Genomic DNA, 13928 nt, shown 5'->3' on the forward strand with positions numbered 1-13928 from the left:
CTCGAAGGAATCTTCGGGCTGCTCCGGGACCATCCCGAAGAGAGCAGTTACATCGACCCGGCCCGCTCGTTCGCCGTTGAGCAGGAACTCGAGTCGGCGCTGTACGAGATCCGCGCCGAGCCGGGCAGAAGCGCCGACATTCCCCTGGAGTTCGTCCTTCCGAAGGGCTGGTCGGTCACCAAGGAGGGGAAGGGCTGGCTGGTCGACCAGTGGCTGGTCGGGCCTCCGAGGTGGGGAGCGCGCGAACACCTCAACGTCGGAATGCCGCCGGAGGTCGGGCATCCGATCCTGAGGCACGTCCTGGAGAACACCTGGCGCGACCTGAGCCAGGGATGGCTCACCCGTGATCATCTGGCGGACGCGCTGGACTTCGCCGACGACATCGCGGCCCGCTTCATCGCCCAGGAGTACCTCGGGTACATTCCCGCGGACCTGCGGGTCGTGCACCGATTCCTCGACGTCCCCGACCTCGCGGTGCAGGAGTTGCGATTCCACGCCGCGCTGCTCTATGTCGTCGGCGCCATGCGGCTGAACGGACTCGCGCGCGAAGGATGGGACAAGGCCAACGCCGCGGTCCTGGACCGGCACTCGCCCTTCGTCATCCTGCGGGAACTTCAGGAACGAGCGAGGGCATTCCTTCCGGAGGACCAGGCGTCGTTCCTGAAGATCGCCGAGGCCACTTTCCGGAAACGAATGCCGGACTACGACGCGCTCTACCAAGAGCGTACGGGCGAACCGGTCCCTGAAAGCGGCCTGCTGACGCTCTCCCGTGAGGGGACCGACTACTCCGTCCAGCAGTACATGGTCGCCGGCCTGGTCGGTGACACCCAGGTCGTGAAGAACAAGTTCACGGGCATGACCGTGCTGAGGGATCTGGACAGAAAGGGCAAGACCCCCCAGGCGGTCGTGGAGGTGCGGGCCTACGGGGCACAAACGGTCACGGCGGAGACCTCGCGCGACAACCACAAGGCCCTCACCGACACGGTGCGTTCGTGGCGGCCCGTCGCGGAGCGCCTGCGCCATCCCACGGAGGCCGAGCTCGCCCAGATCAGCGCGGCGAAGGATGAGCTGAGGCGCCTCGCGCCGCCCCGCGGTGACGATGAGGTCCAGCTACCCGTCCCGGAGGTCGGCCACGGCTCGCGCTACGACGAGGAATGGCCCGCGCTGCGCGAGGCGTACGAGGAGGCCGTGGCCGTCCGGCTGGCCAGGGCACAGAGCCCGCTTCTCCTCGTGCGCGCTCTCACCCGTGATCTGAACCACCGGTTGTCGGCGGCGGTGGGCCGGGACACCGCGTCGCTGTTCGGAACGCCGGAGCGGCCGGTTCGCTCGACGGAGGAGCTGGAGCAGCTGCTCACCGGGGGCTCCGAATGGGGCCTGCACGAGACGATGACCGCCTTCGAGACGGCCCTCGACCGGCAGGCCGAGGCGGGGGCGAACATCGTCCCGCTCCGCGACTCCGGCGGGCGGAGCGACTGGTGGCACGGGCGGATGGATGGACTGCGCGGCTACCGGCTGGGCGAGGAGCCGCCCGACCGGATCGAGCGGCTGTTCGCCGCCTACCGGACCCTGGCCCCGAAGAGCGACAACAACCTGGGCGTCCTCGCCGCGATGCTCGCCACGCAGATACCCAAGGGATCCACGTTCTACGACGTGGTGCTCGCCTGGCGGCGGGCGGGCTTCGGCGACGAGCGGGTGCGCGAGGCGCTGAACAGCGAGGCCACGGAACTCTACGAGTGGGTCGACCGGACCCTGAGGCCCAAGGCCGGGGTGCGGAACGCGCGGATGCTCGACGCGCTGACACTCCCGCACCAACGTCCGGCGGACGCGGTCCACTCCCCTGAGAGGGAACTCGCCCGTACGACCATCACCGAGGGAGGACCGGGCCGGGCGTCCGGCGCTCCGCCGGGTGGCCTGCGTGGTGGATCGCGGGACACCGGGGTCGACCCGCTGACCGCGAGCTGGCCGATCGGCCGGGAGCTGACGGTCGGGGTCCGCCGTTTCGGCGACGTCACGACCGTGCCGGCCCATGAGGTGCCGGTGCCGGCGGCGGGCAAGTCGGTGGAGCGGTGGTTCACCTTCTCGCGTGCCCTGGAGTCCCACTCCGCGCCGGCCACCTACGAGGTCAGCGAGCTGGGCTCTGTCAGACTCCCCGACGGGCGGACGCTCTCGCCGGACGGCTGGCGGCGGTTCGGCGACGACTTCTTCCACGAGCCGAGCGGCGCCTTCCTGCGGGCCGACAGCGGCTGGATCGGCCAGGCCGACAACGCGGAGCAGCTGCGCGACCTGCCGCGCGAGCCGGCGGAGATCGCGCCGTACACCCTCGTCGCCGGGCCGTCGGGCCTGTACCTCGCGCCGGCCGGACTCGAACGCGGACCCGCGGTGCACATCCCGCTGGCCGAGAGCGCCGCTCCGCACGCCATGGAGCTGTCCACCGACCCGGCACCCCCCGAACGCGCCGTCGACGGCGGCGAGCAGGGCCGCGACGAGATCGTCGCGTACCACGAGGAGCTCCTGCGGCGGCTGTCGTTCGAGCCGGTGCGGGACGAGCCGGCCGACGCGCTCATGTCCTCCGTCCACTCCCTGGCCTCGGAGAGCGGCGCCTACGAACGTGCCGTGGGCCAGGTGCCGGCGGCGGACCCGGAGGTGGTCCGGGCCGCCCGGGAGGCCGCTCACCGGCTGTACACCACTCTCGCCCCGCGCCTGGGGGCGGAGGAGGCCGCGACCGGCTTCTCCACGTACCCGGCCGAGGAGCTGGAGCGGCTGCTCGGCGAGCGCTCGGAGTGGGGCCTGCACGAGGTCATGACGGCGTTCCACCAGGCGGTTCACCACTACCACGACACGCTGATCGAGATGGTGGAGGAGCCTCCTTCGGACCTTGACCAGACCGAGTGGATGTTCCGGGTCTACGGAGGACTCGGTCTCGGCCCCGAGAAGAGCCGGCTGTTCTTCCAGGCGGCGATGGCCTGGGCCGCGGCGGTGTCCCGGCCGCTGTCCGACATGGTGCGGGCCTGGCACACGGCCGGCCTCGGCGACCAGGGCTTCGCGGTGCCGGAGCACGTCCTGACCGGCGAGGCGAGGGACCTCCACACCTGGATCGACACCGAGTTCACCCCGCGCGACCGCACCCTGAACCCGCGCCTGCACGCCGAGCTGACCCCGCCCCACCTGCGCGGTGACGGCGAACCCACACCGCTCTCCCGGGCCGCCGAGGGCACCGACGAGTACTTCGCCGGTATCGCACGGATGATCAGCTGGGACGAGGAGGCGGCCCGCGGCCCGGCGACGGTCGCCCCGGGCGGTGTGGAGGAGACGGCGCCGGCGCTGCCCAGACCACGGGCCTGGCCGCAGCGGGCGGTGAGCGCACCACACGCCGACGGTGCTCCCGTGCTGCCGGTGACGCACAGGCACGTGTACGCACGTGGCTCCTGGCCCGCGACGCGTGCCGCGTACGAGCACGCCTTGGGACGGGTCGCGGCGACCGACCCCGCGGTGTCGCGGATGGCCCGCGAGGTCACGCGCCGGGTGTTCACCACGCTCGCCGGCCGGATGGGCGAGGAGGAGGCCGCGGCCGGTTTCTCGCCGTATCCGGCGGAGGAGCTGACGCGGCGGCTCGACGGCGAGGGGGAGTGGAGCCTTCACGAGGTCATGACCGCGCTCAACCGGGCGGTCGACCTGCACGCGGAGGCACTGCGCGACGCGTGGGACGTGCATCCCCCGGCCCGGGGCCCGCGTGAGGAAGAGTGGCTCGCCGAGATGCGCGACGTGCGCGGCTACCGCGTGCACTTCCTGCCGCCGGACCAGACCGAGTGGCTGTTCCAGGTCTACGGGAAGCTCGGGTCCGGGCCGGAGGAGGACCGGCTGTTCCTCCAGGCGGCGATCTCCTGGGGCACCGCGATGTCCCAGCCGGTGTTCGACACGCTGCGGGCCTGGCGCGGGGCGGCGCCGGACGACGGCACGGGCTTCGTGGTGCCCGAAGAGATCCTGGCCGGCGAGGCGACGGACCTGTACTCCTGGCTGGAGTCGGAGTTCACCCCGTGGGACCGTACGCGCGACCCGGAGCTCCTCGCCGCCCTGACCCCGCCCGACCTGGGAGAGCACGAGGAGGTGGCGCTCAGCCCGGTCGACGCCGGCAACGTCCCGCCGGTCGGGCCGTGGGCGCCGCCGGCCCTGACCCGGCGGCCCGTCACCGAGGTCGCGGCGCCGGAGCGGCAGCTCGCGCGGACCGATCCGGCCGAGGCCCCGGAGCCGGTCACCCGTCTCACGTCGTCCGATCGGGAGCTGACCTGGTCGCAGTTCAAGCTCGGACCCGAGGAGACCCGCCAGGCGTTCCCGTGGCTGAGCAAGATCAACCCGTTCGCCGAAGAGGGCGGGGACTTCCTGACGAACTGCCTGCTCGTCGCGATCGCCATGCACCTCACGCTGGAAGAGGCGCGGCTGAACCCGGATGAGGATCCGGAGCTGGCCGCCTACTTCCAGGCTCCGCCCGACGTCAAGTCGCCGTACGAGTACCTGGCCAATCTCGACAAGGGCGAACCGATCGACGTTCCCGGCGTCTGGGCGATCGAGGACGCGCTGATCGAGGCCGGACACGGCGCGCACGGAATGGTGCTGATCGGTCCGCACGACACGGACGTGGACCACATCATCGCCGCGGTCAACCGGAACGGCCGGGTGGTCTACCTCGACACCCAGAAGCGCGGTGAGGCCGAGGTGCCGCGCGAGTACCGCAGCCTGCAGTTCCTGCCGGTCAGCGGAGGCTTCCCGCGCGCGGCGATCGTGGCGCGTACGGAGCCGTGGCCGCACGGACGGTGGCTCGGAGCCGGGGGCACGGACCACGGGGCGGCCGAGGCGGAGAGCGCCCTGGTCCCGAGCCGGTCGGCGCCCGCGTACGGGACGGACATCATCGGGACCTGGCAGTACCGGGCCATGCTCGACGGCACGTCTCGTTCTTCGGCGCTGCGCGACCTCGATGCCGCGGTGGCGAGACTGGCGAACGACCGGACGAACGCCAAGGCGATGCGCGCCGTGCTCTACGCGATCGACGAGTGGCGGGCGCCCAAGGCCGGCGCCAGCAGCCGGGACGCGGACGTCGGGCGGCTCCAGTCCGCGGTCGAGGCGGATCTGGCCGACCTCCGGGACACCGCCGGATCGAACCGCCCGGGGCCGGACAGCCGGCCCTCCTCGGGCGCCGCTGTCCGCAGCCAGGATCCGGCCGCCCTCACCAAGCTGGAGGACCGGTTCTTCCCGCCCACGCTGGGGTTGGGCACCGCGCACCTGTCCGACACCGTCATCACCCCCCACGTCGACGGCGGCCCGTATTTCGGGGCGATCGCCAAGGTCCTCGACACGCTGCACGGCCCGGGCGACCGCCTGTACATCAACTCCTGGTACTTCAACCTCGCCACCCGGCTGCGTACGGGCCCCGGCGAGATGAACCTGGGCGAGCGGCTGGTGGCACTGGCCGAGGCCGGCGTCGACGTACGGGTGGTCGTCGCGATCCCCCGGCACTCCCTCGGCCTGTCCACGAGGCCGCTGACGCATCCGGACCTCCGGCACGCGCCGTACGCGACGATGATCGGCGGTTTCGCGAAGACCAACCTGCACTCGGTGGAGACGCTGCGCGGCGCCGGCAGCAACGGCCGGACCCCGCTCGCCGACCGCGTCCTCATCGACTGGGGCGGCGGGTTCGACTCACGGCACGAGAAGACGACGGTCGCCTACAGCGCGTCGACCGGTGAGCTGCACGCGTTCGTCGGGGGCATCGACTACGCGCCGAACCGGTTCACCGACGTCCGGCACGACGGAGCCCCGGAGCACAACTACACGCACGACGCGGGGGTGCAGCTGCAGGGCGGCGCCGCGGAGGAGGTGCTGCGGAACTTCTGGACGCGCTGGGACGAGACCGCGACACTGCCGAACCGGAACTACTGGTCGGGCGGCCAGAACAAGCCGTACAACCCCTCCATCATCGCCAAGCCCGGCGAACTCGTGCCGACGTCCGTGCCGAAGCCGGTGCGAACGTCGAGCGGGTCCTACGGCGACGCCGGAACACGAGTCTGGCGGAGCTACGGCCCGCAGCGGATCACTCCTCTGGGCGACTCCCTCCAGCTCGGCTGGCACACGCTGCCGGCCGGCGGGGTGAAGGAGGTCGTCACCGGCCTGACGAGGGCGATCGACACCGCCAAGAGGTACATCTACGTCGAAGACCAGACGCTCAACCCGTCTCACGTCGGGAACGTCTTCAACAAGCACGAGATCCTGTTCCCGGCGGTCTCCAGGGCACTGGCCAGGGGCGTCAAGGTGATCTTCGTGACGCAGGGCTTCCCCGGCCGGGGCGCCAAGTCGTCGGCGGACGCGACGCCCAAAGTGTCGGCGGAGATCGACACGTTCGTGCTGCAGGGGCTGAGCCCGGCACAGCGAAGGAACTTCGCCCTGTTCACCTTGCGGGACACCAAGGTGCACACGAAGGTCGTCCTGATCGACGACGAGTTCGCCTCCATCGGGTCGGCCAACTTCTGGGACCGCTCGATGGTCGGGGACGAGTCCGAGGTGACGGTGGCCATGGTCCACCCGGGCGGCTCACGCTCGCTCGTGGCCGACCTGCGGGTGCGGCTGTGGCGCGAGCACATGCGCCTGCCGGAGTCGGCGTCGGTCGACGCCGGCCTCCGTGACCTGGACAACAGCCTCGGCTACTTCCGCCGCCAGTGGGGCACCGGGACGACATCCACGATTCCGCACAGCGCACTGGACGAAGTACGCGGCAGCGGCCTGATGAGCAAGCTCCTCGGCCGCGCGCCCTGGACCGAGAGCGCGGGTCCGGCCTCCCCGGTCTCCCGTTCGGAGCTCGCCACGAGAGTCACCGCCGCCGCTCCCGCCGGCGGCGAGAAGGGCAAGGGGAAGGCCGTCGTCCCGGTCCCCGAGTCCTCGGGCCTTCTCCAGGGCGAGTCCGGCGGCGCGCTCACCCGCGATCCGGATGAGTCGATGAGCACCATGCCCGACCGGCTGGAGCAGGCGCTCACGGAGGCGGGCGTCGACGACCGTGTGCACGCGCTGAGCACCGACAACCTGATCCGGCTCGTCCAGACGCCCGACATGTGGGGCGCCTCCATGGACAAGGACGAGATCTCGGCGTTCGGCACCCGGGCCGTCGACGAACTGGCCCGAACCGTGGGCGGGATCATCGGCCGGGGTACGCGGCTGGTCGACGTCGTCAGCCTCCTGCCGCCGAGCGGGCGCATCCTCGAGGCGACGAAGAACGCGCTTCTCGAGGTCGCCGCGCACGACGGAGCAGAGCCCGTCGTCGTGCGCTTCCTGTTCGGCAACGTCCCCATGCGCGACACCTTCGCCGAGTTCGTGAAGGACCTGGGGAGTTTCCTCAAGAAGAACAAGGTGCCGATGGCGCGGATGACCATCCTCGCCGGGCAGTTGTCCAAGGTCCTCAAGGGCCTCTGGAACCACTCGAAGATCGTCGCCGCCGACGGGGCGGTCGGCCTGGTCGGCGGGCACAACCTCTGGGCGGAGACGTACGGCGGATATCCGCCGGTCCACGACGTCTCCGTGGAGATGATCGGCGAGGGTGTCAAGCACGCCCACGCCTTCGCGGACTACCTGTGGACGAACGGCGGCGGTGACCTCACGGTCCGGCAGATCGGCGCGGACTACGGGACGAAGACCCTGCCGCCCGGCCCGGCGCGGAACCGGCTCGCCCTGGTCCGGCTGGACGAGGACCTGCCCCGCCCCGATCCGTCGGAACTGGAGAGAGGCGAGGGGGCTCAGTGGCGTCCCGGCCGGGCCCTGTCGCTCGGCCGCGCCGGATTCCTCGGCGACGACGCCAGCGACGTCGCCAAGGAAGCGGTCATCAAGGGCGCACGCCACAGCTTGAAGATCAGCCAGCAGGACCTGGCGTTCACCGGCTTCACCGATGAGAAGGACCACCACGTCATCCGGTGGATCGCCGAGGCGCTGGTGGGGAACCCGGAGCTCGAGGTCAGCATCGTCGTGTCCTCGGCCAACGCGGGCGCGGTGAACGGGGCCTACAGCTGGGGTTTCGGGGCCCCCGGCACGTACGCCATGATCAAGCGGTTCGTCCGCACCGTCGTCGCCGAGTCCCGAGGGCAGGGAGACCACGACGACCTCGTCGACGGCGCCCTGGGGCGGCTGAAGGTCGCGCCCTTCGTCTTCACCGAACTCGACGGCAGTGCGCACGGGTACGCCTGGCCGAACCCGCCGGAGAAGACCATCGCGCGCCGGTACAAGCCCGGCTCCTGGACCGCGACCTCGAAGAAGACCGTTCCGGAGCCGGCGAACCACGCCAAGGTCTACATCGCGGACGAGACCGTCTACTACGTCGGGTCGGACAACCTGTACCCGCACAAGCTCGCGGAGTTCGGCTACCTCATCGAGGGTGAGGCCGTACGGGACCTCGTCAGCGGCTACTGGGACAAGCTGTGGCACTACGCCGAGCCGCACGCCACGGACCTGCAGCGGGACGTCATCGATGACTGGGAGGCGGAGTCGCGCCTGGGCGGGTTCCGGCCTCGCTCGGTGGCCATGGAGGCCATCGACATGGCGATCCGCCGCTGGCAGCAGGGAGGCCGCCCGAACCCGAGCAGGCTCGGCCAGAACGATCAGCAGCTCCAGAACATCCTGACGGCGATCCAGCGGTGGCGGCTGTCCAAACAGGGGCTCCCGAGCGCCAGGAGCGCCGTCGTCGACCGTCTCCAGGAGAGCGTCAAGCGCGAGATCGACCTCGTGGCCGTGCGGCGGCTGTCGGGCACGCCGAGCACGGCGACCCCGCCGGACGCCGAGATCGCCCAGGTGACGGACCTCGCGCAGGACTCCGCCGGGAGCTACGAGCTCGTCCGGAGCTCCGGCCCGGACCCTGAGAACGAGTTCCGTCTCGCCGAGGTGGACGCCTCCGGCAGGACCAACGACTTCGCGCGGTGGATCGTCCACGGCGGGCCCGAACCCACGTCGTCCGGGTCGATGGACTTCCAGCAGGCGATACTGCTCACCGCGTTCCGGGCCGGGGCGGTGAGCCGTACGTGGCTGGCCGGCCTGGACGTCGCGGCGGCCGACGCGGCCCGCGTCGCGTTCGAGGAGGCCACGGCGGCCGAGCTCGACGACGGCGCGCTCGCGGCGGCCAACGACGCCTACGACCGTACGCTCATGGATCTCACCAGCGCGGGTGAGCCGGCCGAGCACCGTCTCTCCGCGGACCTGAGGGTCGAACCGCCGGTGCCACGCGGGCACTGGGTGTCGATCGGCGATGCTCACCACGTCGCCTTCGCCCTGGGCACACGCGATGAGTCCGGCCGGCAGCAGGTGCTCAGCAACACCCCGGACCTGTCGGCGGACGGAGAGGCGTCCGGCACCCTGGGGCGGACCACGCTCGAGGAGTTGCTGGAGGAGTACGGCCCGGAGAACACGGTCCTCTCCCAGGCTCCGGTCTGGGCGACGGCCGGCGGTCAGGGCGGCATCATGTTCGCTCCCGGCTCCGGCGCCGGCACCCCGGCGGTCAAGGCGCCGCCGAGCTGGTCGGGCCCGCCGGGGTCGACGCCCGCGAACCCCGGCTACCGGTTCCCCACGGTGTCGGACTGGCCCGCCTCCCTCCCCGTCGAGGCGGACCGGCTGGCGAGCCTGTCCGCGAGCGCTCGAAGGGACGCGCTGGCCGGCCTGACGCAACCGCAGCGGGAGACGCTGGCCTCGAGCAGTGACTTCGTGGACCGGCTGGCCACCCTGATGAAGGGCAAGGACGAGGAGTTCGCGGAGACGGCGGCCCGGCTGATGCTCCAGGTGCCGCTGGAGACGCAGATGGCGGGGACGAGCCGGGAGCTGGCCGTACGGTTCATGACCCGGATGCTGCGGCACGGCCCGGAGTCGGCGCGGACGATGCTCAACCACGGTGCGCGCATGATGATCACCCCGAGGGGTGAGAGCCTGACGAACCGCGAGCCCTGGACGGCCGACGCCGGCGAGCGTGTCGGCGGCGGGGCCATGGACATCCAGCGCGGCGTGCGGTTCGGTACGGTCGCCGCGTCGCCCGAGGAGAACCTCACCGGCGAGGCGGTCCTCGTCGGGAGCGATCTGGGCCACGGCACCAACGGCGTGGTGCACGAGTTCACCCACCTGTTCCACGCGTACGGGCTGAGCGCGAAGGACCGGGACTGGCTCCAGGCCCACTTCGACGCGCGGTACGGCGAGCCGACGGGCTGGCCGGACGGAAACCTGACCAACCCGGCCCGGCCCGGGCGGCAGAACTACTCCTCCACGGACGTGTACGAGTACTTCGCCCAGGCGGTGTCCACCTTCTTCGAGGTGAACCCCGGCGTCGACCCGGACACCAGGCTGGAGCGTCTCCACGACGCGCAGACCCTGAGGGCGCACGATCCGGAGATCGTGCAGCTCATGGAGAGGTACTTCGGGAAGCCGGAGCGCCTCGCGGGCAACCCGCTGGAGCAGACCCAGGCCGAGAACACCGCGCTTCAGGGGCTCCGGTCGTTCCAGCGGTTCGCCGAAGACGGAGGACAGGTCCGGTTCTCCCACTTCTACGATGACGTGAAGTGGGACGTCGCGATCGATCGCTACCACCGGGCGCTGTCCGCCGCGCTGGCCACCGACCGACGGCTGATCGGCCCCGTCCGCCGGGCCCTCCAGGCGCTGGACCGGAAGCTCCCGAACGGCAGGGCGGGCACGTCCCCGGTCCTGAAGGAGCTCGACTCGTCCGGGACGCTTTCCCCGGACGAGGTACGGCGACGGCTCGACGATGACGCCGGCTGGACGCTCGGCGAGCTCATGTCCGCGTACCGCAGGGTCGTCTCGGCCGACCGCAACCTGCTCGGCTGGTACTCGATCGTCCGTCCGTTCCCCAAGTACGAGGAACGCTGGCTCGACGAGATGATCGAGCGTGGCTACCGGCCCGGCCGCCGCATGTCCGACCAGACGGAGTTCGTCTTCCGGGTCCTCGGCTCCCTCGGGCTCACTCCGGAGGACAACGCCTCCTTCCTGCGCGCCGAGATCGCCACCAGCTCGGTGTCGCTGTACGGGGCCCTGTCCACGTTCCGGTTCGCCGGGCTCGGCGACGAACCCGGCCACGAGGTACCCGAGGAGATCCTCGACGGCGAGGCGGCCGACCTCCACGACTGGGCCGACGAGCGGTTCGCCCCGCGCGGCCTGACGAACGACCCGGCCCTGCTCACCGACCTGATTCCGCCGCACCGTCCGCCGAGCGGTCGTCTCCTCGGCGGTTCACCGGACACCGGGATCGAGCCGCTCGCCGCACACTGGCCGATCGGCCGCGAGCTGACCGTCGGCGAGCCGCGCCAGGGCGAACCGGGCGACGGCGCGCTCATCATGCGCCCCGCCGGCGAGGTGCCCTCCTACACGGGCAAGGCGGCCGAGCGCTGGCTCACGTACACGCGCACGCTCGAGTCGACCTCCGCGCCGCTGCGCTACGAGGTCAGCGAGACCGGCCTGATCATGCTCCCGGACGGCCGGCTGCTGTCCGCGGACGGCTGGGTGCGGTTCGGCGACGACTTCGTGCACACGCCGACCGGCGCGTTCCTGCGCGGCGACAGCGGCTGGATCGGCCAGGTCCGCAACATCGAGACCCTGCGGGAGCTGCTGGATTCGCCGGAGACGGTGCCGTACACGATCACCGCGGGAGAGTCGGGCATCTACCTCCGGCCCGCCTGGGAGGAAGGCGCGGAGGCGGTCCACATCCCGCTGACCGATCCCTTCGCGCCGGACGACGCCGTCGCGGCGGCCCCTCCGGGGCGCGACAAGGGAACCTCGACCTCCTTGGTCCGGCGGACGTGGAGGCATCTGGCGGCCGGATTCCGCAGTGCGGTCTCGGAGTCGCAGCAGGCCGGTGTGACGGCGAGGGAACTGGCGGGATTGTCACCGGAGGACCGGTTCGCGGAGCTGGAGTACCTGTCTCCGGGCCAGCGGGAGACATTGGCGGGCAACCGGAAGTTCGTTCACCAGCTCCGCGGCTCGTTGCCCCCAGAGCAGTTCGCGTCCGTGGTGGCGCAGCTGATGATCCAGGTACCGCCGACGGTGCAGCGGGCCGCGATGGCGCGGTGGGCACTGCACAAGGTCCTCACGCGGATCTTCCGCTACAACCCGGCCATCGCGGAGAAGACGCTCAACGTCGGCGGCAGGGTGGTGATCATCCCGCGCGGTGATCCGCTCACCTCCCTGGACCAGTTCGGGCATCTTCCCGAGCATTCGCCATCCGGCCAGCCGTATGCGAGGAACCGCGGCATCACCGCGTACAGCGTGTCCGCGGTGCCCGAGGAGAACATCCTCGGCGAGGCGGGGCTGGTGAGCTACACCCAGGACAGTGGATACTCCGGCATCACTCACGAGGTCGCCCACCTCATCCATCTCGACGTGCTCGGCCTCGATGACCAGCAGCTCATCTCGCGTCACTTCGCGGCAAAGAAGAAGGCCGGAGCCGGCGTGCAGTGGCCGGACGGTCCGCTGAGCCGTCCGGACAAGCCCGGCCTGACGAACTACTCGTCCACGAACGAGAAGGAGTACTTCGCCCAGCTGACGAACGCCTACCTCGGGGTGAACAAGGGCGTCGACAGCAACACGCTCCTGCCGAGGAACAACACGGTGGAGTGGGTCCGTGCGCACGAGGCGCCGATGGTGCCCCTGCTGGAAAAGATCTACGGGCCGGCCGGAGGGATCGAGGAGGCCAATCCCTTCGCGCAGAACTACGCGGAGGAACTGCGCTACCGGGCCTTGCGGGAGTTCATGGGGGACCCCGGAGAAGAACCGGCCGGGCCGTCTTATCCGCTGGATCCGCCCTTCGTCATCGGGGAGTTCGATCCCGCCACCTCGACGATCTTCTTCGAAGGCCATTCCCGCGACCCGCGGCAGACGGCGCGCTGGATCGGCCGCAACACCCCCCATCGGCCGGGCGATGAGGTGATGCTCATGGTGGCCGGCGCCGGGAAGCCCGGTCCGGCGGGCGAGCGCTCCTTCGCCGACGTTCTCGCCGCGCACCTTGACAGTCCCGTCATCGTGATCGACCCGCTCACGGCGGCCAGAACCGTTCATGAGCCGGCCGGATCCACCGGTCGTCGTTCTGATGAGGCGCCCGCCACGCCGGCCCTCGGCCGCCCGGCCGAGGATCCGGCGCGCCTCCACGGTGCGCCCACCCCGCCGGCGAGGCCGGACGGGGATCCGGCCTTCGTGCCCGAGGACGCGTCGGCCGAGGACATGGTCCGCATCCGGTACCTGGAGGAGTCACTCCGGTACGAGAACCGGCTCGCCGACCACGTGGCGGAGGACGAGCGCGTCAACCGCTACCTCGGCGAGCTCGTCAAGATCCTCTGGGACCGTACGTCGGAGGGCTCGCGGCCGATGTACGGCACGGACGACGTGTGGATCGCCGGCCGGGTCGGGAGGGACCTGGACCAGCTGAGGCGGGTCGTCGAGTCGGGCAACCTGCGTGAGCGGGTGACCTTCCTGTTCAACGGGGTGAGCAGCGGCATGCTCCCCGAGCTCCTGCGGGGTACCAACGACCTCCCCCCGGAGATCCAGGCCGAACGCGATCAGCGCGTGGACACCGCCGCCCGCGCCCATTTCGTGCAACGGCTCGCGGAGATCAACGAGTCGGACCTGTCTCCGGAGGAGAAGGACGCGGCCATCGCGGAGGAGCAGAAGGCCCTCCAGACGACGCAGCCGGCCTCGCAGGTACGGCCACCGCTCAGCGACACCGAACGGGCGTTGATCGGTGACGGCGAGGGCCTGCCGTGGATCCCGGCCACGCACAACAGCGAGCTGCCCCTGGCCACGAGCGCCTTCCAGCAGCAGTCCAAGCTCACCGGCGGCCTGGTCGACACCGGCACGTCGGGCTCGGCCTACCTGTTCGCCTACAACCTCAAGCGGATCACCCGGTGGCAGGGTGTGGAGGA

1 protein-coding gene (only partly in view) is annotated in these 13928 nt (G+C 71.0%); it reads left to right on the plus strand.

Every position in this 13928-nt window falls within one protein-coding gene, locus QWU11_RS19690, for a phospholipase D-like domain-containing protein (RefSeq protein WP_290115243.1), read on the plus strand. The gene is 56283 nt long; 14871 of those nucleotides lie to the left of the window and 27484 to its right, leaving coding positions 14872–28799 in view, spanning codon 4958 (complete) through codon 9600 (partial); the first codon wholly inside the window starts at position 1. The start codon and the stop codon both lie outside this window.

This window comes from Actinomadura sp. DC4 (genome assembly GCF_030406325.1).
Lineage (GTDB): Bacteria > Actinomycetota > Actinomycetes > Streptosporangiales > Streptosporangiaceae > Actinoallomurus.